This is a genomic window from Citrobacter sp. MNAZ 1397, assembly GCF_023613995.1.
Classification (GTDB): Bacteria; Pseudomonadota; Gammaproteobacteria; order Enterobacterales; family Enterobacteriaceae; genus Phytobacter; species Phytobacter ursingii.
The window spans coordinates 2,369,478-2,395,599 of record NZ_JAKIVH010000001.1 but is presented as its reverse complement, the minus strand read 5'-3'; the positions used below and the strand labels follow the sequence as shown (position 1 = coordinate 2,395,599).

General features: G+C 54.6%; 23 protein-coding genes. 12 read left to right on the top strand and 11 right to left on the bottom strand.

Features of this window, described 5'->3' with window-relative positions; genetic code table 11:
* The first annotated feature begins 126 nt into the window (after nucleotides 1-126).
* The 4 genes from uca (at nucleotide 127) to L2097_RS11205 (ending at nucleotide 7,256) form a co-directional block, all read left to right on the top strand.
* The gene (uca, locus tag L2097_RS11220; protein WP_250352846.1) at nucleotides 127-3,729 is read left to right on the top strand and encodes an urea carboxylase; all 3,603 of its coding nucleotides are present in this window, start codon (nucleotides 127-129) and stop codon (nucleotides 3,727-3,729) included.
* Nucleotides 3,726-5,540, top strand: a complete 1,815-nt coding sequence (gene atzF, locus L2097_RS11215; RefSeq protein ID WP_250352845.1) for an allophanate hydrolase — start codon at nucleotides 3,726-3,728, stop codon at nucleotides 5,538-5,540. The genes uca and atzF overlap by 4 nt, the downstream gene beginning before the upstream one ends.
* A gap of 108 nt (nucleotides 5,541-5,648) precedes the next feature.
* Nucleotides 5,649-6,032 carry a biofilm formation regulator BssR gene (locus L2097_RS11210; protein WP_250352844.1) on the top strand — a complete coding sequence of 128 codons (384 nt, stop codon included), beginning with the start codon at nucleotides 5,649-5,651 and terminating at the stop codon, nucleotides 6,030-6,032.
* A 108-nt stretch (nucleotides 6,033-6,140) separates the two neighbouring features.
* Complete coding sequence (locus L2097_RS11205; protein ID WP_250352843.1) at nucleotides 6,141-7,256, top strand: PQQ-dependent sugar dehydrogenase; 1,116 nt, start codon at nucleotides 6,141-6,143, stop codon at nucleotides 7,254-7,256.
* A 19-nt stretch (nucleotides 7,257-7,275) separates the two neighbouring features.
* On the opposite strand, the gene L2097_RS11200 is transcribed toward L2097_RS11205, so the two are convergent.
* Complete coding sequence (locus L2097_RS11200) at nucleotides 7,276-7,902, bottom strand: glutathione S-transferase family protein (RefSeq protein ID WP_085006571.1); 627 nt, start codon at nucleotides 7,900-7,902, stop codon at nucleotides 7,276-7,278.
* 229 nt (nucleotides 7,903-8,131) lie between these two features.
* Between L2097_RS11200 and dacC the strand changes: the two genes are divergently transcribed.
* Nucleotides 8,132-9,331, top strand: a complete 1,200-nt coding sequence (dacC, locus tag L2097_RS11195) for a serine-type D-Ala-D-Ala carboxypeptidase (protein WP_047373336.1) — start codon at nucleotides 8,132-8,134, stop codon at nucleotides 9,329-9,331.
* Nucleotides 9,332-9,400: 69 nt separating this feature from the next.
* On the opposite strand, the gene L2097_RS11190 is transcribed toward dacC, so the two are convergent.
* The 4 genes from L2097_RS11190 to ybjG form a co-directional block, all read right to left on the bottom strand.
* Complete coding sequence (locus L2097_RS11190; RefSeq protein WP_047371118.1) at nucleotides 9,401-9,700, bottom strand: helix-turn-helix domain-containing protein; 300 nt, start codon at nucleotides 9,698-9,700, stop codon at nucleotides 9,401-9,403.
* Nucleotides 9,697-10,053, bottom strand: a complete 357-nt coding sequence (locus L2097_RS11185; RefSeq protein WP_250352842.1) for a type II toxin-antitoxin system RelE/ParE family toxin — start codon at nucleotides 10,051-10,053, stop codon at nucleotides 9,697-9,699. Before L2097_RS11185 ends, L2097_RS11190 begins: the two co-directional genes overlap by 4 nt.
* A 118-nt stretch (nucleotides 10,054-10,171) precedes the next feature.
* Nucleotides 10,172-10,930, bottom strand: coding sequence for a DNA-binding transcriptional repressor DeoR (gene deoR, locus L2097_RS11180; RefSeq protein ID WP_085006573.1), 759 nt, complete (start codon nucleotides 10,928-10,930; stop codon nucleotides 10,172-10,174).
* Nucleotides 10,931-10,995: 65 nt separating this feature from the next.
* Nucleotides 10,996-11,604 carry an undecaprenyl-diphosphate phosphatase gene (ybjG, locus tag L2097_RS11175; RefSeq protein WP_047371115.1) on the bottom strand — a complete coding sequence of 203 codons (609 nt, stop codon included), beginning with the start codon at nucleotides 11,602-11,604 and terminating at the stop codon, nucleotides 10,996-10,998.
* 279 nt (nucleotides 11,605-11,883) lie between these two features.
* Between ybjG and L2097_RS11170 the strand changes: the two genes are divergently transcribed.
* Complete coding sequence (locus tag L2097_RS11170; protein WP_047371114.1) at nucleotides 11,884-13,116, top strand: MFS transporter; 1,233 nt, start codon at nucleotides 11,884-11,886, stop codon at nucleotides 13,114-13,116.
* A 225-nt stretch (nucleotides 13,117-13,341) separates the two neighbouring features.
* The gene (locus L2097_RS11165; protein WP_047371113.1) at nucleotides 13,342-14,124 is read left to right on the top strand and encodes a DsbA family protein; all 783 of its coding nucleotides are present in this window, start codon (nucleotides 13,342-13,344) and stop codon (nucleotides 14,122-14,124) included.
* A 171-nt stretch (nucleotides 14,125-14,295) separates the two neighbouring features.
* Here the strand turns inward: L2097_RS11165 and L2097_RS25700 are convergent, their stop codons facing one another.
* Both L2097_RS25700 and L2097_RS11160 read right to left on the bottom strand, forming a co-directional pair.
* Nucleotides 14,296-14,424, bottom strand: coding sequence for a helix-turn-helix transcriptional regulator (locus tag L2097_RS25700; RefSeq protein ID WP_284453932.1), 129 nt, complete (start codon nucleotides 14,422-14,424; stop codon nucleotides 14,296-14,298).
* 39 nt (nucleotides 14,425-14,463) lie between these two features.
* A complete protein-coding gene (locus L2097_RS11160; RefSeq protein WP_250352841.1) occupies nucleotides 14,464-15,246 on the bottom strand; it encodes a MipA/OmpV family protein in 783 nt (260 codons plus the stop codon).
* Between the two features lie 372 nt (nucleotides 15,247-15,618).
* Between L2097_RS11160 and L2097_RS11155 the strand changes: the two genes are divergently transcribed.
* From L2097_RS11155 to L2097_RS11145, 3 genes are all read left to right on the top strand, one after another.
* Nucleotides 15,619-16,794, top strand: coding sequence for a sensor histidine kinase (locus L2097_RS11155; RefSeq protein WP_250352840.1), 1,176 nt, complete (start codon nucleotides 15,619-15,621; stop codon nucleotides 16,792-16,794).
* Nucleotides 16,795-16,884: 90 nt separating this feature from the next.
* Nucleotides 16,885-18,039, top strand: a complete 1,155-nt coding sequence (locus L2097_RS11150; RefSeq protein ID WP_250352839.1) for an efflux RND transporter periplasmic adaptor subunit — start codon at nucleotides 16,885-16,887, stop codon at nucleotides 18,037-18,039.
* Nucleotides 18,036-21,104 carry an efflux RND transporter permease subunit gene (locus tag L2097_RS11145; RefSeq protein ID WP_250352838.1) on the top strand — a complete coding sequence of 1,023 codons (3,069 nt, stop codon included), beginning with the start codon at nucleotides 18,036-18,038 and terminating at the stop codon, nucleotides 21,102-21,104. Before L2097_RS11150 ends, L2097_RS11145 begins: the two co-directional genes overlap by 4 nt.
* A 33-nt stretch (nucleotides 21,105-21,137) precedes the next feature.
* Here the strand turns inward: L2097_RS11145 and L2097_RS11140 are convergent, their stop codons facing one another.
* Both L2097_RS11140 and L2097_RS11135 read right to left on the bottom strand, forming a co-directional pair.
* A complete protein-coding gene (locus tag L2097_RS11140; RefSeq protein WP_085006583.1) occupies nucleotides 21,138-21,395 on the bottom strand; it encodes a hypothetical protein in 258 nt (85 codons plus the stop codon).
* A gap of 99 nt (nucleotides 21,396-21,494) precedes the next feature.
* Nucleotides 21,495-22,697 (bottom strand): MFS transporter, encoded by a 1,203-nt coding sequence (locus tag L2097_RS11135; RefSeq protein ID WP_250352837.1) that lies wholly within the window; start codon nucleotides 22,695-22,697, stop codon nucleotides 21,495-21,497.
* An 81-nt stretch (nucleotides 22,698-22,778) separates the two neighbouring features.
* Between L2097_RS11135 and L2097_RS11130 the strand changes: the two genes are divergently transcribed.
* Nucleotides 22,779-23,321, top strand: coding sequence for a TetR/AcrR family transcriptional regulator (locus tag L2097_RS11130; protein WP_250352836.1), 543 nt, complete (start codon nucleotides 22,779-22,781; stop codon nucleotides 23,319-23,321).
* Nucleotides 23,322-23,489: 168 nt separating this feature from the next.
* On the opposite strand, the gene L2097_RS11125 is transcribed toward L2097_RS11130, so the two are convergent.
* On the bottom strand, nucleotides 23,490-25,175 hold the full coding sequence (locus tag L2097_RS11125) for an aspartate:alanine antiporter (protein WP_047371105.1): 1,686 nt from the start codon (nucleotides 25,173-25,175) through the stop codon (nucleotides 23,490-23,492).
* Nucleotides 25,176-25,452: 277 nt separating this feature from the next.
* Here L2097_RS11125 and L2097_RS11120 point away from each other — a divergent pair, with 277 nt between their 5' ends.
* A complete protein-coding gene (locus L2097_RS11120) occupies nucleotides 25,453-25,821 on the top strand; it encodes an inner membrane protein YbjM (protein WP_047371104.1) in 369 nt (122 codons plus the stop codon).
* Between the two features lie 28 nt (nucleotides 25,822-25,849).
* Here L2097_RS11120 and L2097_RS11115 read toward each other — a convergent pair whose 3' ends face one another.
* Complete coding sequence (locus tag L2097_RS11115) at nucleotides 25,850-26,113, bottom strand: GrxA family glutaredoxin (protein ID WP_047371103.1); 264 nt, start codon at nucleotides 26,111-26,113, stop codon at nucleotides 25,850-25,852.
* Nucleotides 26,114-26,122 lie beyond the last annotated feature (9 nt).

Sequence of the window (26,122 nt, the reverse complement as noted above, 5' to 3'; positions counted from 1 at the left end):
CGAACCGTTTACCGCTCAGTCAGACGCGCGAGACACCACCGCGTCCGTAAACGACCTGCCCCTTATGGACGGCCATAAGGCGAGCCGAATTTCGGCGGGACGACCCGCCACGATTGAGTCCTGACTATGTTTACGAAACTCCTTATCGCTAACCGTGGCGCGATTGCCTGCCGTATCCTGCGCACCTTGCGCGCACTCAATGTCACCGGTGTTGCCGTCTGGTCTGAGGCTGACGCCAGCAGTCTGCATATTCGTGAAGCCGATGAAGCCATGAGCCTGGGCGACGGCCCGGCGGCACAGACCTATCTGGTCAGCGAAAAAATTATCGCTGCGGCTCGTCAGAGCGGCGCGCAGGCGATTCACCCCGGCTACGGTTTTCTTTCCGAGAACGCCGCCTTTGCCGAAGCCTGCGAAGCCGCAGGGATTGCCTTTGTTGGCCCGACACCGGAGCAGCTACGGGTCTTTGGCTTAAAACACACGGCCCGTGCGCTGGCCAAAAAGCATGGCGTGCCGATGCTGGAAGGCACCGAACTGCTGGCTAATCTTGATGAGGCCCGGCAGGCGGCGAGCGTTGTCGGTTTCCCGGTGATGCTGAAAAGCACTGCGGGCGGCGGCGGTATCGGGATGCGGGTGTGCTACAGCGCCGATGAGCTGGCCGACGCCTTTGACGCGGTCGTGCGGCTGGGCAAAAACAACTTTAGCGATGCGGGTGTCTTTATCGAGAAGTACATCGAGCGCGCGCGCCATCTGGAAGTACAAATTTTTGGCGATGGCGAAGGCGAGGTAATTGCCCTTGGCGTGCGCGATTGCTCGGTACAACGCCGTAACCAGAAAGTACTGGAAGAAACTCCCGCGCCGAACCTGCCGGATGGCATGGAAGCCGCGCTGTGCGCGGCGGCCATCAAACTGGGAAAAGCGGTGAATTACCGCAGCGCCGGAACCGTCGAATTTGTTTATGACAGCGCGGCAAAACGCTTTTACTTCCTGGAGGTGAACACCCGTTTGCAGGTGGAGCATGGCGTCACCGAGCAGGTCTGGGGCGTGGATCTGGTGCGCTGGATGATTGAGCTGGCCGCCGGCGATCTCCCGCCGCTGAATGAGCTGGCTGCCGGGCTTACGCCGCAGGGGCATGCCGTACAGGCACGCGTCTATGCCGAAGATCCGGGTCGCCAGTTCCAGCCCTCGCCGGGGCTACTGACCGACGTGGCGTTTCCGCTCGACGATCGCCGCACGTTGCGCATTGACAGTTGGGTGGAAGCAGGCTGCGAAGTGCCGCCGTTCTTTGATCCGATGCTGGCAAAAATCATCACCTGGCAGCCTACGCGTGCACAGGCGATTGCGTGCCTGGATGCCGCGCTGGCGGCGACCCGTCTTTACGGCGTGGAGACCAACCGTCAGTATCTGCGCCAGATTTTAGCCTTCTCTCCGTTTGCCAATGGCGAGCCCTGGACGCGTTGTCTGGAAGGGTTGCGCTACGAGGCCACGACCCTTGAGGTTTTGAGCGCCGGAACCCAAACCACGATACAGGATTATCCTGGGCGCCAGGGCTACTGGGCGGTGGGGGTGCCACCGTCCGGCCCGATGGACGATCGCGCACTGCGTCTGGGTAATGCGTTGCTGGGGAATGCCGCCACCGATGCCGCGCTGGAAATCACCCTCACGGGCCCGACGCTGAAATTTAATACCGATGCCGTGGCGGTGGTGACCGGCGCGGCGATGAGCATCACCCTTGAAGATGACGACGTTGCCATGAACAGGGTCTTCACCATCCCGGCAGGCAGCACGCTGCGCCTGGGCGAAGTAAGCGGTGCCGGCGTGCGGAGCTATCTTTGCCTGCGTGGCGGCATTAATGTGCCGGATTATCTTGGTAGCAAAAGCACCTTCACGCTCGGGCAGTTTGGCGGTCACGCCGGGCGTGCGCTGCGTACCGGCGATGTGCTGCATCTCAATCCTCTGGTGGACCGCGCAAGCGGCGCGGTACTCACGCAGGCGTTGCACACCACACTGCCCGCCGTGCGTGAACTGCGCGTGATCTATGGCCCGCATGGGGCACCGGAATATTTCACCCGCGACTACATCAACACCTTTTTTGCCACCGACTGGGAAGTGCACTTTAATTCGAGCCGAACCGGGATCCGCCTGGTGGGGCCGAAGCCGGAGTGGGCGCGTGAGAGTGGTGGGGAAGCGGGGCTACACCCGTCCAATATCCATGACAACCCGTATGCCATCGGCGCGGTGGATTTCACCGGGGATATGCCAGTTATCCTCGGTCCGGACGGCCCAAGTCTCGGGGGCTTTGTCTGCCCGGTGACGGTTATCGAAGCCGACCTGCACCAGCTTGGGCAACTGAAAGCGGGCGACAAAGTGCGTTTCGTCCCGGTGGATGTGGCAACAGCCCGGCTGCTGGCGCAGACCCGTCGCCAGGAGGTGGAAACGCTGCGACCTGTGACCTTTAACTGGCATCCTGCCTCGCTGGCCTCACCGGTGGTGCTGGAGACCGGAGAAGGGGACAAACGGCTGGTGGCGCGTCTTTCTGGTGACACCCATTTATTACTGGAAATTGGCGAGCCGGAGCTCGACCTGGTATTGCGTTTTCGCGGTCACGCCCTGATGCAGGCGCTGGAAACCCGCGCGCTGGACGGGGTTATCGACCTGACGCCGGGGATCCGTTCATTGCAGGTGCATTATCAGCCGGAAACCCTGACGCTGAGCCGTTTGCTTGCGATCATTGGCGAGCTGTGGGCCGATGTGTGCGAGCGCGAAGATCTGGATGTGCCGTCGCGCGTGGTCTGGCTTCCGCTCTCCTGGGATGATCCGGCCTGTCAGAAAGCGATTGAGAAATATATGACCACCGTGCGCCGCGACGCGCCCTGGTGCCCGAGCAACCTCGAATTTATCCGCCGGATTAACGATCTGGAAAATATTGATGAGGTTTATAAAACCGTCTTTGATGCCCGCTATCTGGTGATGGGGCTGGGCGATGTTTACCTTGGCGCGCCGGTGGCGACACCGCTCGACCCGCGCCACCGTCTGGTGACCACCAAATATAACCCGGCGCGTACCTGGACGGCGGAAAACTCCGTCGGCATTGGCGGCGCATACCTCTGTGTGTATGGCATGGAAGGACCGGGGGGATACCAGTTTGTGGGCCGCACCCTGCAAATGTGGAACCGCTATCGCGATGTGGCCGATTTTGGCGGCAAGCCGTGGCTGCTGCGCTTTTTCGATCAGATCCGCTTTTATCCGGTATCTGCCGATGAATTGCTTACCATCCGCCGGGACTTCCCGCTCGGACGCTATCCGCTGCGCATCGAACAGACCACGCTGCGCCTGGCGGAATATCAACAGTTCCTTGCCGATGAAGCGCAAAGCATTGCAGCAAACCGCACCCATCAACAGCAGGCATTTGCCGCCGAGCGCGATCGCTGGATTGCCAGCGGCCAGGCCCATTTCGACAGCAGCGATGTGATTATCGGGGAAGGGGATGATGTCCCGCTCAAAGCCGGGGAACGGGGCGTTGACAGCCCGGTTTCCGGTAATCTCTGGCAGGTCAATGTGACGCCAGGCAGCATAGTGAAAGAGGGCCAGGTGCTGGTGGTGCTGGAGTCGATGAAGATGGAAATACCGTTAACCGCGCCGCATGACGGCGTGGTCAGTCAGGTTCGGGTGCAGCCGGGAACCTCCGTGCGCGCCGGGCAATGCGTAGTGGTGATGGAGAAAGCACAATGACACAGACCTTTGATTTACGCCTCGACACGCTGGCAAAACGCTATCGCAGCGGCGAGATAACGCCGCGTGCGCTCATCACGCAACTGCGTGAGCGGGCGATGGCGCTCAACCCGGAATTTCATCTGTTCATTCATATCCTCAATGATGCCGAGCTGGAGCCGTATCTGGCGGCACTGGAACAGCATCAGCCGGATGAGTTGCCGCTGTACGGCATTCCGTTTGCCATCAAAGACAACATCGATCTTGCAGGCGTCCCCACCACGGCGGCGTGTCCGGCATTTGCGTATATGGCGGAACAGGATGCTACCCTTGTGCGGCAGTTGATTGCTCTCGGGGCTATTCCGCTGGGTAAAACCAACCTCGATCAGTTCGCCACCGGTCTGAATGGTACCCGCTCGCCCTATGGCGCCTGTCGCAACAGCGTACATCCTGATTATCCTTCGGGCGGTTCCAGCGCCGGGTCGTCGCTGGCGGTGGCGCTGGGCGTTGCCAGCTTTTCGTTAGGCACCGACACCGCTGGCAGCGGGCGCGTCCCCGCGTCCCTGAACAATCTGGTGGGGCTGAAAGCCACCAAAGGACTGATTTCAACGGCGGGCGTCGTGCCAGCGTGTCGGACGCTGGATTGTGTCACCTTCTTTACCGCCACGGCCGCTGAGGCCAGCACCTTGCTGGCGCTGACGGCGATCCAGGATCCGGATGACGACTACAGCCGCCACAATCCGCTGTGGAACAGCAAGCAGGCGTTTGGCGTGCCGCAGGCCGGTTTCCGTTTTGGCGTGCCGGATAAGCTGGAGTTTCTGGGGTGTGCCGAGAGCGAAGCACTGTTTTATCAGGCCAAAGCACAGCTGGAAGCGCTGGGGGGAATACCCGTCGAGCTTGATTTCACCCCCTTCCTGGCCGCGGCAAAACTGCTTTATGAGGGGCCGTGGGTGGCAGAGCGCTACCATGTGGCAGGTCAACTGATAGCGCAGCAGCCGGATGCGGTACTGCCCGTTATCCGTGATGTTTTGCAAAAAGCGCCGACCACCGATGCCGTCAGCGCGTTTGACGGACTCTATCGGTTGCAGGGTTATAAACGGCAATGCGATGCCTTGCTCGACGGCCTGGATTGCGTATTGACACCGACCTATCCGCGCCCGGTCACATTGGCTGAGCTGCACGATGAGCCGGTGAAGCGCAATTCTGATCTCGGCTACTACACCAATTTCATGAACCTGCTCGATTACGCTGCCGTGGCGGTTCCGGTTGGGTTTATGTCCAGTGGCTTACCTTCCGGCGTGACCTTATTCGGCCGCGCCTTTACCGATCAATATCTGCTGAGCGTGGCAGATGCCTTGCAGCGCCAAAAACCGCTGAGCTTGCCCGGTGGCAGTACCATCGAGGCTGATTCCCCTACGCATGCCGCCGCAAATGACCGGGTAAACGTGGTGGTCTGCGGTGCACATCTGGACGGTCTTGCGCTCAATTATCAGTTGCGTCAGCGCGGGGGATATCTTGTGGAGGCCGCGCTGAGCGCACCTGCCTATCGTCTGTATGCGCTGGCGGATGGCAAACGTCCTGGCATGGTTCGCGTCGCCGAAGGCGGCAGGGCTATTGCCGTTGAGGTGTGGGCGCTGCCGTCCAGCGAGCTGGGATCGTTTCTGGCCGGTATCCCGGCGCCGCTGGGGTTAGGCAAGGTGGAACTTGAACAGGGACAGTGGTTGACCGGATTCATTTGTGAAAATAATGGATTAGAGGGCGCAACGGACATCACGGAATATGGCGGCTGGCGCGCATGGCTTGCCAGCCGGGAGAATGTTAAGCAGCTCTAAAGTGTAAAGAAGTTTCGTCAGCGGTTAATAATTGACGCCGCGCATGCTTTCGCTCAAAAAACAGCCATACTATAAGTTGTGCCTGATGGCTGACAAGGGGGGGAACGTATGACCGTTGACGAACTTACACAATGTCTGTTGGACAAACTGGTTGATGCCAGAGCTGATCTTGCGATCTATATCCAGATGCGAAAAGCGAAAGGGTATATGTCTGTCAGCGAAAACGATCAATTACGCGAGCACTTCTTCGATCTTGCCAGGGAAATACGTGATAACGGTGTGCAATTGAACACATTGCAGGATGCCGATACCCGAGGGGCATTGTATCGTGCGGAGGAGGCTATCTCCTCCGTGGCGGTTTGCCTGTTAAGCGGGCGTCAGGATTGCCCAACCTATATAGCGGTGAATGTCGAGAAACTGGAAAGAGCCTTTAATGTGCTGAATTTCAGTATCAAATATCTTTGCGAACATGTACCGCTCGCCGAAATCTAAACGAGGGGGAGGCCACTCCCCCCTTTCTTTTTAAGCTTTTGTAAAAATCCCCTTTGGCCCGGCCGTGCTGGCTACCCTTTATGCAAACCATGAATAAAGGAGTGCGTCATGCATCGTTCCGCTGCGTTTATTATTCCTGCGATATTCCTTTCTGCCTCTGTCATGGCGGCACCCGCACCCGTTAAGGTTGAGGTATTACAAACCAAACTCGATCACCCCTGGTCTCTGGCTTTTTTGCCCGGCGATCAGGGCATGTTGATAACGATGCGCGGCGGACAGCTACGGCAATGGCTACCCGGGAAAGGCCTTTCTGACCCGATAACCGGCATTCCGAAGGTATGGGCTAACGCGCAAGGCGGGCTGTTGGATGTGGTGCTGGCGCCGGATTTTCCCCAGTCGCGTCGGGTCTGGTTGAGCTATGCCGAAGCCGGGCAGGACGGCAAAGCGGGCACGGTTGTGGGATATGGCCGCCTTAGCGAGGATGCAAAACATCTTGATGCTTTTCAGGTGGTATTTCGCCAGCAGCCAAAATTGTCGACCGGCAATCACTTTGGCGGACGCATGGTATTTGACGGTAAAGGCTACCTGTGGATTGCGCTTGGGGAAAATAACCAGCGCCCCACCGCGCAAGATCTCGACAAATTGCAGGGCAAGCTGGTTCGCCTGACCGACGAGGGTAAAGTCCCGCCGGATAATCCCTTCGTCGGCAAGGCTGGCGCGCGACCGGAAATCTGGGCATACGGGCTTCGTAACCCGCAGGGGATGGCGCTCAACCCGTGGAGTCATGCCCTGTGGATGCATGAACATGGTCCGCGCGGCGGCGATGAAATCAATATTGCCGGGAAAGGGAAAAATTACGGCTGGCCGCTGGCGACCTGGGGAATAAATTACAGCGGATTGCCTATCCCCGAGGCGAAAGGCGGCAAGGTGGAGGGGACCGAGCAGCCCATTTTCTACTGGAAAAAATCTCCGGCTATCAGCGGCATGGCATTCTATAACGCGGATGTGTTTCCCGAATGGAAAAATAAACTCTTTATCGGTGCGTTGAAAGATGAAGATGTCATCGTGATGAGCGTAAACGGCAATACGGTGCGTGAAGACGGACGCATCCTTAAAGAGCGCAAGGCGCGCATTCGCGATGTGCGCGTCGGGCCGGATGGCTATCTGTATGTGCTGACCGATGCGTCAGACGGGGAACTGCTGAAAGTCAGCCCGGCGCGGTAAGTGGCACCGGGCAGGCTTATCAGGTTACCGGAATCATGACCACGTCACGAAACGCCGGGCGCTGCGTCAGCGTCTGGTACCAGCGCTCAAGGTGTGGGCGTGGCGTCCAGCTCAGACCGATGTTATAGAGGTTATAGATGAAGGGCGCGACGGCAATGTCACCCGGGCCGAATTCCGCGCCGGAGAGCCACGGCTGTTGAGCCAGCGCGTCGTCAAGCATGGCAAAGAGCGCTTCACAGGCGTTGATGCCCGCTTCGATGGCCGCATTGTCGCGTTTTTCGACGGGCGTACGCACCAGGCCTACCAGCAAAATACCGTGCTTCGGCGCCAGCGTGGACAGTGCCCAGTCCATCCATTTTTCCCCCTGCGCGCGTACGGCAGGTTCATCGTTCCACAGGCGACGTTGGCCGTACTGTGCGGCCAGGTAGCGAACAATGGTATTGGATTCCCACAGGAGGACATCCGTTTCGTCATCGCGCAGCAATGGCACCAGACCGTTAGGATTCATTGCCAGAAATTCTGCTTCCCGGTTCAGACCAAACGCACCGCCTGCGAGAATGTGTTCGTACGGCAGTTCCAGCTCTTCGAGTATCCAGCGCACTTTTTTGACGTTAGATGAGTTATTTCTTCCCCATAGCGTAATCATGTTACCCCCTTGCGTTTACCATCCTGTCTGAGGCCTTCCATGTTGAGATAAAGTTAACGTTCTGGCAACGATTTACAAAATTATCCACGCGCCAGAGCACAACAATATGTTATTGCATAAACTTTACTTTCCAGTGCTTTTATTCACGCTGGTTATGCGCTATTACTCACGGCTTGTTGCTGCACGGTGGTGCGACGTTGATTTCAGAATGGATACCTGGGTGGCCTATATGACGCATTTTTCTTTATTTTCACGCGGCCTGGCGGCGGGAGCCGCATTGATCGTTCTCTTTTCACCTTCTTCGTATGCAGTGGAACAAGCGCCGGAGGCTCCGCCTGTCGATGCCCGCGCCTGGATCCTCATGGATTACGCCAGCGGTAAGGTGCTGGCAGAAGGGAATGCCGATGAGAAACTGGACCCTGCCAGCCTCACCAAATTAATGACCAGTTACGTTGTCGGGCAAGCGTTAAAGGCAGGAAAGATTCACCTGACCGACACCGTGACGGTGGGTAAAGATGCCTGGGCCACCGGAAATCCTGCGTTACGTGGCTCTTCACTGATGTTCCTCAAGCCAGGCGATCAGGTTTCGGTGGCTGACCTCAATAAAGGGGTCATTATTCAGTCCGGTAACGACGCCAGTATCGCGATTGCCGATTTCGTGGCGGGTAGCCAGGATTCTTTCGTCAGCCTGATGAACAGCTACTCGCAAAAACTGGGCCTGACCAACACCACGTTTAAGACCGTCCACGGACTGGACGCGCCGGGGCAGTTCAGTACCGCACGTGATATGGCGCTGCTCGGTAAGGCGTTGATTCACGACGTTCCGGACGAGTATGCGATCCACAAAGAAAAAGAGTTTACCTTCAACAAAATTCGTCAGCCGAACCGCAACCGTCTGCTGTGGAGTACCAGCATGAATGTCGACGGGATGAAAACCGGCACGACGGATGGCGCGGGTTACAACCTGGTGGCGTCGGCAACGATGGGTGACATGCGCCTGATTTCCGTGGTACTGGGGGCGAAAACCGACCGCATTCGTTTTAACGAGTCGGAAAAGCTGCTGACCTGGGGTTTCCGCTTCTTCGAAACGGTTACGCCAATCAAACCTGACGCCACTTTTGTGAATCAACGCGTCTGGTTTGGCGCGCAAAGCGAGGCAAAACTGGGGGCAGGCGAGGCCGGCTCTGTCACCATTCCAAAAGGGCAACTGAAAAACCTGAAAGCCTCTTATACCTTAACTGAACCGCAGCTTACCGCGCCGCTTAAACAGGGACAGGTTGTCGGTACCATTGATTTTCAGCTTAACGGACAGACCATTGAGAAGCGTCCGCTTATTGTGATGGAAGCGGTGGAAGAGGCCGGGTTCTTTGGCCGGATGTGGGACTTTGTCCTGATGAAATTCCACCAGTGGTTTGGCTGGTTCGCCTGATATTTATGGCTTGAGCAAAATGCAAAACCCGCCGTCATTTCAGCGGGTTTTGCATGAGTTACTTAAGGGTCAAATGTGAAAGGCAACGCGTTTTCCGGTTGGAAGCTCAACATCTAAACTTAATTTCCCTCCCATTGCCTCGACATAGCGTTTAAGTGTGGCGATTTTGAGATCGTTCCCACGCTGTTCAATCTGAGCGATAGCAGGCTGACGAACGCCCATTGCATCGGCCAACGCCTTTTGTGATAACTGAAGTTCCTCACGAATCATTTGAAGCCCGACCTCTAAAACCCTTTCATCAGTCATTTCTTTAATTCGGGCCTGGCTCTCAGGGGAGCGACCCGCGATTACTTCATCTAAGGTTCTCATTGTTTGCTCTCCTTTTTCTGTTTAGCGAGGTGCGTTGTGAATTCATCATCAGCTATGCGTATCATTCTGTCGTAAAAGCGTTTGTCATTGCTCTTGTCGCCAGCGCACAGCACGATAGCCTGGCGAATGGGGTCAAAAGCATAAAATGCCCGAATGGGTTTGCCTGAAAACTGTACACGCGGCTCTTTCATATTCTTATATTGTGAGCCTTTGATTGTATCAGCATAGGGGCGGGGCAAATCCGGCCCGTACACCTTCAATATTCCCAAATCTGCTAATACCTTTTCCTGAAGATCTTCTTCTTGCTCCTTTAGCCAGTCATCGAAACGCTGGCTAAAAATCACAGTCCACATTTACCTCTCCCTGTATAAGCTGTAACTTATACATGAATATTATAAGCTACAGCTTATAATTTCAAGATGCATGGGGCTGTTTAACATCGACCAGACACCGTGCCCCTTGCGGGCACGGTCAGAAGACCAGTTTGATCTGCTCGGCTTTGGCGAACTCAACCAGCGCCTCGTCCGGGCGGCAGTCGCTGACGATGGCATTAAAATGGCGTAAATCGCCCATGCATGCCGGACGCACTTTGCCGAACTTACTGTGATCGACCACCAGCACATGAAATTGTGCACTGGCCATCGCCCACTGTTTAAGCGGCAACTCTTCCAGATTAAAGCAGGTAACGCCCTGCTCAACGTGAACCCCTGCGGCAGAATAAAAGGCCATATCCGGGCGCAGATAGCTCAGCGTCTCTTTGAAATTGAGCGGCTGAAAAATGGCATTACTGGCGTGAAATTCGCCGCCGCTTAAGATGGCGCGGCACAGCGGCTTTTCCTGTAAGGCAAGAAAAGTATTCAGGGAGTAGCACACCCCGGTGAACGGCAGGTCGGCCGGAATGGCTTCAATAATCCAGGGAGTAGTCGTGCCGCAGTCAAAGAACACCATCTGGTGAGGCTGCACCAGTTTCGCGGCTAACTCTGCCGCACGGCGTTTTTCATCGACCAGACGGGTTTTCTGATCGCTTAGCAGATAATGGCTGGCGATGCGCGGTTCAAGTACGATATAGCCGCCCAGTAGCACAACCGGCGCGCTGTTAGCGCTGAGATCGCGGCGAATCGTCATTTCTGAAACACCCAGAAGGGTGGCGGCTTCTTTCAGATGCAGCTTATCGCTGCGCTTGAGCGCCGACAGTAACTGGCTTATCCGTTCGTCACGTCTTGTTTCCATAGGACCCCTGAATAAAAGAAAGCCCCGCATTTAGCAGGGCGTTCATCTTACCTTTGCCGTCGGGCTTAGTCACGTACCCAGCCCCGGCGAATCGGAAAGGCAAAACAGAGGCGGTAAAGATGCTGTAACGTGCGGTGCAGTCCCGGGCCGAAGATCTGCCACAGTATCTGTGCGCTCAGACAACCACACAGGCCAACAAACAGACCGCCAACCATATCGAGTGGCCAGTGTACGCCCACGTAAACACGAGACCAGGCAATCGCCAGCGCAACCAGCATCAGCACCGCGCCGGACCAGGCCCGATGCCAGGCAATAAAGGCAATGGCAAAGGTAAAAATGACCGTACCGTGATCGCTCGGGAACGAGTAATCCGGTGAATGGGGTAGAAAGTTGTAACCGACATGATCGACAAATGGACGGTTGTGGGGGAAGAGATGCCCCAGCAATAGCGACAGACTCATGCTGATCGCCATCGCCATGGTGACTTTAATGACTAACTGGCGCTGTGCATTGAGCTGTTTACGCGGCCCCCAGAGCCAAAGCGCTACGGCGAGTAGCGGCACGATGCTGATGACATCGTTGGCGATAAACCGTGCGGCGGTAATCATCCATGCGGGGGAATCCGGCGTGGCGTTGATCATCGCGAACAGCGTGTAATTCAGATTTTCCAACATGCTCTTTATGACTCCGGGCCCTGGCTGATGTGAAGATTTGATGACAGCGCTCACCTTAAAAGCGGCGCGATAAACGGTAAAGTCGTTTCAGCTTATTTCACCGAGAGTTAGACGATTCTTAAGCCGTTTATTGCATTGATGTGACACGGTACGCGGGGATGATTAAGGTAACCTTAAGGTTGAAAAAAGTGCTTTCCACGGCGCGAGTAGCATTATTCGCTGTCGTCAACCGGCCGCTTTGATTACACTCTGCGCGATTTTTCACGTAAAAGAGATTGCATGCAAAACCATACCCTTACTGGCCGTCGCCTGGGACGTCAGGCACTGTTATTTCCCCTTTGTCTGGTCCTGTACGAATTCTCAACCTATATTGCCAACGATATGATTCAGCCAGGTATGCTGGCCGTGGTCGAACAATATCAGGCCGGGATTGAGTGGGTGCCGACATCGATGACCGCCTACCTTGCGGGCGGCATGTTTTTACAGTGGCTGCTGGGGCCGCTGTCGGATCGTATTGGCCGTCGCCCGGTAATGTTGACCGGCGTGGTGTGGTTCGTGGTGACCTGCCTGGCCACCTTACTGGCACAAAACATTGAGCAGTTCACGCTGCTGCGTTTTTTGCAGGGGATCAGTCTGTGCTTTATTGGCGCGGTCGGCTACGCGGCCATTCAGGAGTCTTTTGAAGAGGCGGTGTGCATTAAAATCACCGCGCTGATGGCTAACGTGGCGCTTATCGCGCCGCTGCTCGGTCCGCTGGTGGGCGCCGCGTGGGTTCATGCCGCGCCCTGGCAAGGGATGTTTGTTCTTTTTGCGCTGCTGGCCGCGGTGGCGTTTGTGGGTCTGCAGCGGGCGATGCCGGAAACCGCCACCCGGCTGGGTGAACCACTTTCGTTAAAAGCCCTGTGGCACGACTATGCGCTGGTGATGAAAAACATCCGTTTCGTTGCCGGATCGCTGGCTATCGGGTTTGTCAGCCTGCCATTGCTGGCCTGGATTGCTCAGTCACCGATCATTATTATTAGCGGCGAACAGCTCAGCAGTTACGAATACGGCTTGTTGCAGGTGCCGATTTTTGGCGCGTTGATTCTGGGTAATCTGCTGCTGGCGCGGCTTACTGCGCGGCGCACCGTGCGTTCGCTGATTATTCTTGGCGGCTGGCCGATTGTGGCCGGGCTTATCCTGGCGGCCACGGCAACGCTGTTCTCGTCGCATGCTTATCTCTGGATGACGGCAGGATTAAGCCTGTATGCGTTTGGCATTGGTCTGGCTAACGCCGGGCTGGTGCGCCTGACCCTGTTTGCCAGCGAGGTCAGCAAAGGGGCGGTTTCGGCGGCGATGGGTATGCTGCAAATGCTGATTTTCACCGTCGGTATCGAAGTCAGTAAACATGCCTATCTGGCGGGCGGCAATGGCCTGTTCAGCGTCTTTAATCTGCTCAACGGTCTGTTCTGGCTGGGGCTGATGGTAATTTTCCTGCGTGACAAAAGCGTCGGAAACTCGCTCGAAAGCTAAGGCTGTCCGCAGGGTGAAGGGAGAGCATCAATCTGCCCGTCATGATTTTCCTTCGCCCCTGCTAGCCTGAGCCGTTCTCCCGCCTGTGGTTATATCGACATATCTGTTATCACTTCCGGCGTGTCACCTTTACTGAAAACGCGTATCTTTGATAGCGATACCGCTGAGCACGACGCACCTGCCTGTTCGCAACACTATTCAAAGAAAACGTTGGGGATACCATCGATGACCTTCAGAAAGACGCTGATTTCTTTAGTGACCACATATACCCTTCTCCATTTAAGCCCTGTACTGGCTGCCTCTGCGCCGGTATTCACACCGGAACAAGAAGCGCAGATCGGGAAAATCGCCGCCGACTACCTTGTTGCCCATCCGGAGGTGCTGGTGCAGGTCAGCCAGAAATTGCAGCAGCAAGAGCAGGAGCGTCAACAGATGGCGCTGACGCAGAAGGTGATGGATAACCAGGATGCGCTTCTGCGTGACAAAGATACGCCGGTTATCGGCCCGCAGGATGCGAGCGTGGCGGTCATTGAATTCTTCGATTATCAGTGTATTTATTGCAGTAAGCTTGCCCCGGAGCTGGAAAAAGTAATGAAGGCCAGCCCGGATGTGCGTTATATCTTTAAAGAGTGGCCTATTTTCGCATCACGCTGGGAGAACTCAGAGAAAGCGGCGCTGCGCGGCCTTGATGTCTGGAAGCAGAAAGGCGCTGCCGGGTATGCCATCTATCACAACAGCATTTACCATACCGGGCATAATGAAGGTCAACTGACGGTCGAAGATATCAACGCTGCCGCGAAGGCGGCCGGCGCCACGGATAAGCCGCAGGCGGATTACAGCAACATACTTGAGAACACCAATACGCTGGCGCAGACCCTGGAACTCACCGGGACGCCAGGGCTGATTGTCATGCCGGTTAAAGGCGCAAACCCGGAGAACATTACCGTCTTCCCGGGGCTTGCCAGCGCGGAGCAGATTCAGGCCGCGATTAAAAAAGCCAGCCACTGATCTGCAACATTGCCGCCGGAAAACATGACCGGCGGCAATGCCAGGTATTTGTGGGGTGACGAATGAATAAAAAAAGTAAATGTAAAATGCCCTGTTAATTAACTTTATCGAAAAAGTATTCTCAGTGCTTCTGGGCGCGTTTGTCTGCTATTAACTCTTCTTTTTTCGCCATTATCCTGGCGGCGCATTATGGATTTTTTTAAAGTTCTTTGAGAGGCTTTGCTGATCATCAAACCCGTATTTAGAGGTTATTTCAATACCAGGCGTACGGGTTGTTTTTCGGTCTGATGTCAGTTCCATTATTTTTTCTTGTCTGTCTCCGTTTTTGAAGACGCATTATTAAAATGTATAAGTAATGGCACCGGTAAAAGAGAAGGTATTTTGTCTGAAAACGATAGGGCTATTTGCAACATCATCATTCAGCCAGTTATAACCCGCACTTAAGGTTGTCCCCCAATGCGGGTCAAATTGATGGTTCCACATCAGGCTTGTGTTTATTCCGTACAAACCTCCGCCAGGGGTAAAGGTTTCATATCCCGTGCGTTCGCTCTGTTTTTGACTGACGCCATAATTAATTTGCATATATCGACGATCGCCGAACAGGGCCGTGTTCTGCAGTGCAATAGTATCAATGTCATTCTGCAAAGGAATAAGCATAAAGGAAGCCTGATACGCCACCCCCTGGCTATCCGTAACGGGAAGAATCGCTTTTCCTTCAATATTTACCCAGGGGGCTATGGTCCAGCCTACTGCCAGAGCGGTATTCATAGCAGCTTTAATATTGCCCATTCCCTTTAATTCGTTTGCGCCTTCCCGCCAGTTAGAATTACGTTCTGAACGTCCCAGGCTATAACCCAGAGTGTGTTCTAAATACAGGCCGTTGTCAGCCTGAAGGTCATATCCCAGACCTTTTTCTGAATCCACAAAAAATGCACCTTTACGCCCCTGGATAACGGGGAAGACCTGGAAAAATTGCTGATTTGACCCGCTGTAACGTGGGGCATATTGCCCGGCGATACCCATGCTAAATGTGTTTAAATCAGCGGCAGTATCATCTGCAAATGAAGTTATCGGAATAAAGAGTAAACCTGCCATCAACGGTAGTGTTGTTTGGGTGAACATTAATCATCTCCGGATTGATTAAAAGCGTGTTATATCAACGCATGATTTGCTGATGGTTCAGTATGAAGTAATGATATCAATAAACAGTCAGGGAATTGTTAAGATACTGTCAAGTTACGCATTTTGCGGTGAGGTTTCTGATAAATTCAATCCTCGCTACGCAGTGTGTATAATTTGTCATTTTATCGATACGCATATACTGTCACGAAAAGGGTATTGTACGTATTGGCGTAACAGACCGGCAATTACTGTTCTCTAAAAAAACCAGGGTACACAGATGGTTTGTCGAAAAGTTTTGATAATTGAAGATGATACGGATGCTGCCGACGTTCTGGCAAACCTACGCGGCATTGAGTACAGGTTTCAGCAGCCATGAAAAGTCCCGTTCACCCGTCACTCTGGCGCTGGATTTGCGCCCGCATCCTTGCCCTTGCTATCGGGACTGTCATCATCATTGCCCTGTGCATGTGGCTACGTTATGCCATCCAAAATTACTGGGCTTTGCATGACATGCCTGCCAGTGTCAGAGCAGAATTTCTTGCGTTGCGGGACAACCCGCAGGTTAACCCGGAACGCTTCCATTACATTGTCGACACGTGGTGGGGGATCAGTTACTCGACCCCCTCTATTGCCTCGGCCGACTGGATCATGGTTGGCGTACTTGTTCTGGTGATGATCCCTTTTATCGTCATTCTGGGGTTACGCTACGCGCGGCCTTTATCCTCTCAGTTCAGCCGCTTACGAGAGGCGGCAGATAACGTCACGCAAGGGCAATTTGGCAGTCAGGCGGAACTCGTCAGGGATGCGCCGGCTGAAATGATACGTTTCGCCATAGATTTTAACGGCATGACGCAACAACTTGCCCTTTATGAACGCGAACTGCGCGCTTCGCATGTCGCGATGGCACATGAACTTCGTTCTCCTTTAACTGCGGCCATTGGTCGGCTACAGGGGATGCTGGATGGCGTATTTAGCCCTACAGAAGAGCAACTGAGGATGGTGATGAACCAGCTTTTGCTCCTGAGCCGTCTGACCGGGGAGTTACACTTACTTTCACTGGCGGATGCCGGGCAACTGACTCTCGATCGCCAACCTCTGTGCCTGGTGGAGCTATTGCGTGAGCGTGCTGCATGGCTTAAGTTGCAGGCGGATACGTCCGGCGTGAGGATTACGGTTGCGGATACGCCACCTTCTATTGTCAATGGGGATGCTCTACGCCTGGGTCAGGCCTTTACGATTATTATGGAAAATGCCTTGCGCTATGGGCGGCAGGGGGGACATCTGAACATAGGCATTCGTCGCTGTGCAGATGTGTTCAGCATCACCTTTGACGATGATGGTCCTGGTGTGGACCCCGCTTTCTTACCGATCATCTTCGATCGGTTCACGCGAGCCGATGCTTCGCGGGCGCGGCATTCCGGGGGCAGTGGTCTGGGGCTATCCATCGCCAGGGCTATTTGCCTTGCTCACGGCGGGAATATTGACGCGTTTTTACCTGAAAAAGGTGGCCTGCTGATAGAGATAACCCTGCCGTCTGAGGAGATATAAATGCATTCTTGATGAATCCTTGATGAAAAATGCAGAGAATCTCGACTTCATCCCGTTGTAATAACGCCATTACCATTCAGGAGTGGCGTTATGTCAGAACAGCTCACCGTCTTATTTCGTCAAAGCGCGCATCATCTTTTTCATGCCGCACGTCAATGTTCCATCCTTTCTTTGTTGCCGCTTATCGCCCCGGTGGTGTTCATTTTTTTACTGACCGGCTGTGGGGAGAAGGATACGCACAAGAGCGCTCCACCGAGGCCCGTTCGCTACGTTGTTGTTCAGACCTTATCCTCCTTTCCGGTCGATGTACGAACCGGAGAAATACGTGCCCATGATGAAACCTTACTCTCTTTCCGACTGAGTGGCCGAATGGTAAGCCGTCTTGTTGATATCGGCGATCATGTGCATACGGGGCAAGTGCTGGCGACATTAGAAAGCCAGACAGGAACCAATGAACTTGCCAGCGCCCGCGCCGATGTGGAAAGTGCCAAAGCAGCCGAACAGGTCGCGTTGCTGAACTTGAACCGAATGCAAAAACTCTTGCCCTCCGGCGCTATCGCCCGTACTCAGCTTGATAGCGCACGTGCTGACTGGCAAGCGGCGGCATCGCGCCTTAAAAGCAGCATGGCCGCTATGCGCAATGCACAGGATAATCTTGCCTGGACGCAACTGACGGCACCTGCGGATGGCGTGATTACCCGCGTCAGTGTTTCTGCAGGTCAGGTGGTGAGCGCCGGGCAAACGGTCTTTACCCTTGCGACCAGCGAGGCACGTGATGTGGTATTTGATATCGCTGATCCCCAGCGACTTTCTACACCCGATGCCAGGGCGAGGGAATTTCACGTTGCGCTGTTGTCGAATCCCGCCGTAAAAACCACCGGTATACTTCGTGATATCAGCCCCCAGGCCGACCCGCAAACCAGAACCTGGCAAGTCAGGGTTGCGCTTAACAACCAACCTGCCGGGATGGCGTTGGGGGCCAGCGCGACCATTGATATTCCGTCGTCTACGTTGCCCGGTTATCGGATTCCCGCCTCCGCACTGAGTCGTGCTGGCGATAAACCCGCCATCTTTGTTATTGCGGATAACGCACAGGCGCAGTTACGCGAGGTCACTTTATCCGGCTATGTTGCCTCTTCCGTGTTCGTTTCATCCGGCCTTCATCCCGGTGATAAAGTCATTACCGCAGGCGTGAATAAGTTACGTGATGGCGAAAAAGTCATTCCGGGGGAGCGTCAGTCATGAACGCCTCCGATAAAAAACAGCGCTTCAACCTTTCCGCATGGGCGCTTGAACATCAGCAACTGGTAAGCCTGTTTATGATGCTGATTCTTGTGGCGGGGGTCTTGAGTTATGAAAAACTTCCGCGTAATGAAGACCCGGCATTCACCATCAAAACGGCGGTGGTCTCCGCGCAGTGGCCAGGCGCCAATATTGAGGACACAACCCGGCTTGTAACCGATGTCCTTGAGAAAAAACTGCAGGAGACGCCCTGGCTCGATTATATAGAAAGTGAAACCCGGGCAGGCAGTAGCGTTATTTATGTGAACTTACGAGACGACACGCCACCTCAGCAAGTTCAGGGGATCTGGTATCAGGTGCGTAAAAAAATGCAGGATAGCGCAAGCTCTTTGCCTCAGGAGGCGCAAGGGCCAGCTGTGAATGATGAGTTTGATGATACGTTCGGCACTATTTATGCTTTCACTACAGAGGGTTACACTTCGCGGGAGTTACGCGATCGCGTAGAAGCGATCCGTCGTGATCTGATGTCGGTGAAAGATATTGGCAAGATTACGCTTCTGGGTGAACAGCAGGAACAGATTGTTATCGCCTTTTCCCCCCGACAGCTTGCCGGTATGGGTGTAGACGTTCAGCAGGTGAGCGAGGCATTAAAGGCCCAAAATGCCGTTGAACCCTCCGGCACGATCCGTACTGGAAACGATAACATTGCCTTGCGTGTGAGTGGCGCATTGACCTCCGAGGAGAGCCTTCGCGCCGTCACGCTGCATATCAATGACCGGTACATTCCCCTGACGGATATTGCTACCGTCACGCGTAACATTGCCGAACCGGCTACGCCAGCCTTTCGGGTGAACGGGCAGCCTGCGATAGGGCTTGCGATTTCGATGGCCTCAACCGGCAATATGTTGCTTTTCGGTAAGACGCTCAACGCCCGGATGGCGCAGGTCAAAAACCAGTTACCTCACGGTATTGAAATGGTAAAAGTGGCCGATCAGTCTGTTGTCGTGAGCGATGCCGTCAGCGGTTTTGTCCGTGTGCTTATCGAAGCTGTTCTGATCGTACTGGCCGTTTCCTTTATCTCGCTCGGTATGCGAGCCGGGCTGGTCGTTGCTGCTGCAATACCTCTGGTACTGGCAATGACATTTGTCGGCATGATGCTGGCCGGGATTGGTTTGCAGCGCATCTCTCTGGGTGCGCTCATTATTGCGCTCGGGCTTCTGGTCGATGATGCGATGATAACGGTAGAAGCGATGGTGGCGAGGCTTGAAGCTGGCGATACGCGTAAAAATGCCGCCACGTATGCTTTCAAAACCACCGCTTTTCCCATGCTGACGGGAACCCTGGTGATGATTGCGGGGTTTATTCCTGTCGGCTTTGCGGCTTCCAGTGCCGGAGAATACTGCTTCTCACTGTTTGCCGTTGTCCTGATGGCCCTGCTTAGCTCGTGGGTCGTCGCCATCCTGTTCTCGCCGCTGACCGGTACCTGGTTACTTCCTGCGCGTATTAAAAAACATGAAGGGAGCGCAGGCAGACTTGCCCAGGCCTATCGTGCGTTACTGGATCGCGTGCTGCGTTATCGGCTGACCACCATTGGTATTGCCTTGCTGACGCTTATGTTGTCATGCGTTGGGGCGACCTATATGCAGGGGGAATTTTTCCCGGCATCGGATCGCCCCGAATTGCTGGTGAGTCTTTCGCTCCCGGCGAATACGTCACAACCCGAAACCGAGCGGCAGGCTGAGCGTCTTGAACACGCGATAAGGGGCAATGACAATATTGATCATTACACGACGTATGTCGGATCGGGCGCCATACGCTTTTATTTGCCCATGGAAGTCCTGTTAGATAATGAAAATACAGCGCAACTCGTTATTGTGGCAAAGGATCTGGCAGCGAGAGATCGCTTACAACGGCAGCTCACGACGCTTTTAGCCAGTCAGTTTGGCGACCTGACGACGCGTGTTTCTCCCCTTGAGTTAGGGCCTCCGGTAGGCTGGCCGATAAAATACCGCGTGAGCGGGCCTGATTACGCCCAGGTGCGGTTAATCGCTCGTCGTGTTGCCTCTGAGACCGGAGCTTCGCCTTTCACGCGCGAGGTAAATCTGACCGCGGGCGAACCGGAAAGAGTGATCACACTTAATGTCAACCAGACGGCAGCACGGGCAGCAGGCGTCTCCTCAGAGGATATCGCTCAAACGCTGAACACTGTCTGGTCTGGTCGTACCGTCACCACGGTGCGGGATAATGATCGCCTCGTGGATGTGGTGCTACGGGCGAACGATAAGGAGCGTCTGGATATCAGTACGTTATCGTCACTGGTACTGACAACCGCGACGGGAAAGAAAATTCCGCTTAGCGAAGTCGCCACACCCGTCTGGGGTGTTGACGATCCGGTTATCTGGCGTCGCCAACGACTGCCTTTCATCACCGTGCAAACGGACCTGGCGCCGGGCCTTAATGCACAGACCGTATCGTCTGCATTGCGTGCGAAGATTGATCAATTACGCGCGCAGCTCCCTGAGGGATATCACATCGAAGAAGGGGGGACGGTAGCGGAAGCAGAGAAGGGAAATAGCTCCGTTTTTGCGGTATTGCCTGTGACGCTCATCGCAATGCTGATTCTGCTCATGATTCAGTTGCAGCGTTTTTCCCGTATGTTGCTTGCGCTATTTATGGCGCCTTTTGGCTTGCCCGGCATCGTATTAGCGATGCTGCCGACAAGAACGCCGATGGGATTTGTGGCATTGCTGGGCGTGATCGCGCTGGCAGGGATGATTATCCGCAATGCGGTCATTCTGATAAGCGAAGTGGATAACAACCTGGCGCAGGGGATGACCTCGTGCGAAGCTATTGTTGCGGCAGCGGAGCATCGTTCGCGTCCGATCATTTTAACGGCCTGCGCGGCAATACTGGGGATGATCCCTATCTCACACCAGGTTTTTTGGGGGCCGATGGCCTATGCCATTATCGGCGGCCTTCTCGTGGCCACGCTGGTCACGCTGACGGTATTGCCTGCTTCATTGAGCCTGCTGCTCGCCAGAGAAGAGGGGCGTAATAAACAGAAGTAAAGAGAAATGCGCGCGCGTTGTTCTTTTGAAGTTTTAGTGATGATCGTCAATCTGATGTTCGATAATCATCCCTTCACCGACGCTTGCCAGATGACGGGCCCGGGGCGCAACGCGAACAACTGGCGCAGGGGCAACGACCTGCGGGGCAACATACGTCGTTTGCGCTGTCGGGGTGTTGATGGGGACTAGCTCGATTTTGTAACCGTCCGGGACATTGACCGTCACGTTTTGCGCCAGAGCGCCGATGGAGAACGTGCTGAACAGCAGCGCCATGACCAGTTGAGTTTTCATTTTCGCCTCGATAATTGACGGTGGCTGGCAGTACGCCAGCCACACAGAGGGGCGAAGTATGCGTAATCGAACCCGGCGATGTGTTGCCGCGTGTGCGCATTATTCGGTTGCGGATTGCATGTCCCGATCCGGCTTTGCCACCGCTTTAGCAACCAGTGCGGCAACCAGCACGAGGCCTAAGACCACAAGCATTGCGCTGCGCAAACCGTAGTGTTCCCCTAAGAAACCAAGCAGCGGCGGCCCCACCAGAAAAGCCAGATAGCCTGTGGTGGCGACCACGCTGACGCGGGTTGGCGCATCGGGGCCGGTATCGCTGGCGGCAGAAATGGTCAGCGGGAAGCCCAGTGATGCGCCCAGTCCCCAGAAGATCACCGACATCCCGGCAATCCATGCATTATCGACGAAAATAATCAGCCCAATACCCAATGCGCCCATCATTGCGCTGGCGCGAACCACGGCGACGCGGCTGTAGCGGTCGATAAACCAGCCGCCGGTAAAGCGCCCAACCGTCATTCCGAGGGTAAAACCGGCATAGATCAACGAGCCGGAGGTGGGATTAAACCCGTGTCCGTCAACCATTAATAACGGCAGCCAGTCATTGGCAGAGCCTTCGGCAAAAGCCATTGCCAGCACCACTACCCCAATCAGCAGCAGTTGAATATCGCGATAAAAGGGCAGGCCCGCTTTGTTACGTGCTTTATCTTCCGGCGTGTCTTTGCCCGTCCCTTCGGGAATGGCAGAAATAGCCAGTACGATCGGCGTAATGGCGACTATGGCCGCCAGCAGAATATGCAAGGTTGCCGGCGTACTTAACGCCGTCAGGGTCATACCCACGCCTGCGCCAGCCAGCGTGCCAAGGCTGTAGAAGCCGTGCATCATCGGCAGAACGGTTTTGTTCATTTCGCGCTCGACCACGGCGCCTTCAATATTTATCGCCACTTCGCCGGCACCCATACTGCCGCCAAAAAACGCCAGTCCAACGGCAAACAGCAGCGGGGAAGCCAGCCACAGGGCCAGACTTAATACCAGCATGCCCGCGATGGCGGCAGTCATACTGGCACGAATGACTTTGCGCGTACCAAAGCGTTTCACCAGCCAACCGGATGAGAGAATGCCACTCATGGAGCCCACGGAGAGGCCAAACAGCACGGCGCCCATCTCCGCCGTTGAGACAGATAAGATGTCGCGAATAGCCGGAGTACGAGTCGCCCACGACGCCATCAGCAGGCCGGGGATGAAGAAGAAGGTAAATAGCGCCCAGAGCCGGTGTTTTAGCGCATTACGATGTGAAGTGCCTGGCATTACGTCGCATCCTGCAAGGAAAAAGAGAAGACAACACTAGCAAGCATGTGTACATTTGTACACATCTGATTGCGAGGATTTATGAGCCGACGACCGAACGACCCGCAACGGCGTGACCGCATCCTGGATGCCACGCTGGAGACCATCGCACTGCACGGTATTCATGCCGTTACCCACCGAAAGATTGCCAGTTGCGCCGACGTTCCGCTCGGCTCAATGACCTATTATTTTGCGGGTATTGATGCGCTGCTGGATGAAGCTTTTACCCGCTTTACGCAGCAAATGTCCGCACAATATGCGGCTTTTTTTACCCAGGTTGATAGCGCCGCAACCGCCTGTGATGCCGTGACTGAACTGATTTTCAGCGCTCAGGTGACAACACCGCACAATATGGAACTGATGTATCAGCTGTATGCCCTGATGAGCAAAAAACCGATGCTGAAAAGCGTAATGCAAAACTGGATGCGCACCAGTCAGACCACGCTGGAGCGATGGTTCGATCCGGTAACCGCCCGCGCGCTGGACGCCTTTATCGAAGGGATGACATTACATTTTGTGGTGGACCGGGAACCGCTGAGCCGTGCGGATATTCGCAAGATGGTGGGCAGGATCGCGGGCGAGTGAGGGAAGGGCTGATTTTCAGGCAACAAAAAACCCATCAACCTTGAACCGAAATGGCGGGGTTGATGGGCTCCACAAATTGGGGACATCAAAGAAAAGCAGTGGCACTAGTTATGACTAATGCTGAGAAAAAAAGTTCTCAGGGTGTTAAGAATTTTTTTAAGTTCGGAGTTATCCTAAGCCCGGCCAGACAATGATAATCAGGGTCCCCGCCAGCGTAAGCAGTACGTTCGCTATCGCATAGGTACCTGCATAACCCAATGCCGGAATGTTACTGCGCGCGGTATCGCTAATGATCTCCATGGCCGGCGCACAGGTACGTGCCCCCATCAGTGCGCCAAACAGCAGCGCACGGTTCATTTTCAGCACCCAGGCACCAAACAAGAAACAGATCATCACCGGCACCAGGCTGACAATCAGGCCTGCGATCAGCATCTGCCCGCCCACTTCTCCCAGGCTATTGCCAATGCCACTACCGGCGCTTAAGCCGACGCCCGCCATAAAGACCATCAGGCCAAACTCTTTCACCATATTCAGCGCACCCTGGGGGATATAGCCAAAGGTCGGGTGGTTGGCACGAAGAAAGCCGAGCATAATCCCGGCAAACAGCAGGCCCGCCGCGTTGCCGATACCAAAGCTGAACGAGCTGAACTGGAAGGTGATCATGCCGATCATCAGACCAACGATAAAGAAGGCGCAGAAGGCGAGAAGGTCTGTAACCTGACTATGAATAGAGATAAACCCGATGCGGTCAGCGATGGTTTTCACACGACGGGCATCCCCGCTCACCTGCAAGACATCGCCTTTATTGAGCAGGATGTTGTCGTCAATCGGCATCTCAATCTGGCTGCGGATAACGCGGTTGAGGAAACAGCCATGGTCGGTCAGCTTAAGCTGAGCCAGACGGCGGCCCACCACATTATGGTTTTTTACCACCACCTCTTCGGTGACAATGCGCATGTCGAGCAGGTCGCGGTCAAAAACCTCTTTTCCATTACGGAAACTGGGGTCGAGACGCGCATGCGCATCCGGATAGCCAACCAGCGCAATTTCATCGCCCATTTGCAGAACCGCATCGCCGTCCGGGTTCGCCAGAATACCGTTACGACGAATTCGCTCAATATAACAGCCTGTCTGGCGGTAAATACCCAGTTCACGCAGATTTTTGCCGTCCGCCCAGGCCACCAGCTCCGGGCCGACGCGGTAGGCGCGGATGACCGGCAGATAGACCTTCCGGTTGGTGTCAGTGTCGAGTCCACGCTCACGGGCAATCTGTTGGGCGCTGGTCTGCAGATCCTGGTGCTGCAATTTTGGCATATAGCGAGCGCCAACAATCAAACTGACCAGGCCAATAAGGTAGGTCAGGGCGTAGCCGAGGCTTAAGTGATCGAGTGCTTGTGAAAGTTGGCTACTGTCCATACCCGAATGCCGTAGCGTATCACCCGCGCCCACCAGTACGGGGGTCGACGTCATTGCACCTGCCAGCATCCCCGCCGTCAGGCCGATATCCCAGCCGAACAATTTGCCGAGGCCAAGCGCAATCAGCAATGCGCTGCCAACTAATACCAGCGCCAGCATCAGGTAATTTTTGCCGTCGCGAAAAAAAATAGAAAAAAAGTTTGGCCCGGCTTCCACGCCTACGCAAAAAATAAACAACATAAAACCTAAATTGAGGGCATCGGTGTTTATGCTGAAATGTTGCTGACCTAATAATAAGGAAACCACTAAAACGCCAATGGAATTACCGAGTTGTACAGAACCCAGGCGTAATTTCCCCAGACAGAGTCCGAGTGCCAGAACAACAAATAATAACAGTATGTAATTCCCGTTTAACAAATCTGCGACGTTTATATTCACGGAGGCTAACTTCTTGTTTACTTGTAAGCTATTGAAAGAATGGGTTATTTGGGCTACTGTTTTGCGAAGAATCTTAGGTTCAAAAACGCAGTAGTGCGTCTTAATTCCCGGCAACACAATAACTGGCCGCTAGTTTAATCGTATTGAATTGCAACGGCTAGTAAGAATCATCTATTCACGCGGGGGTTTTTCGGCAGGGAGTGCCATAACGCTTTATCTGACCGTTCGTTCTTTGGAACGGATGAAGAGTTTGATAGAGAAAAGTCAGGAGGATTGTTTGAAACATAAACGCGGACTTGCAGGCATAATTTGTTGTTTTTTACTTTTCATTGTCGTCTGTTTTTTAGAAGTGACGAATATGGAAGGTGCCTTTCGTTCGTCCGGGCATCCTGAGCTGGGGTTGCTGTTTTTTACTTTACCCGGCGCCGTTGCCAGTATTTTTTCACGTCGCCGTAAAGTGATGTTGCCGCTGTTTGGCGCGATCCTCGCTGCGCCGCTCTGCTTTGTTGTCATGCGCCTGTTTTTTACCCCAGTGCGTTCTGTCTGGCAGGAGCTGGCGTGGCTGTTTAGTGCAGTATTCTGGTGTGCGCTGGGCGCGCTCTGTTATCTGTTTATCAGCAGTTTTTTCAGCAATGGGGCACGTTAAGGCCGACGTCGTGCCGGGTGTGGCCTGTTTACCTTACTCTACCGAACTGTTTGCGAACGAACTTATCAAACTCGGTAAAGCTGCCAATGTGTTTTTGATCGACAAAAATCTGTGGCACCGTTTCGATGGGTTTGCCCGCAGCGTGTTCCAGCGCTGCGCGGGTGACGCCATCGGCGTGGATATCAACATAACGCCACTCAAAATTATCCTGCGATTTGCTGACTTTTTCAGCCAGCTCTTTTACACGTGCGCACTGCGGGCAGCCTGCGCGACCAAAGATGACGGTATACATACATTCTCC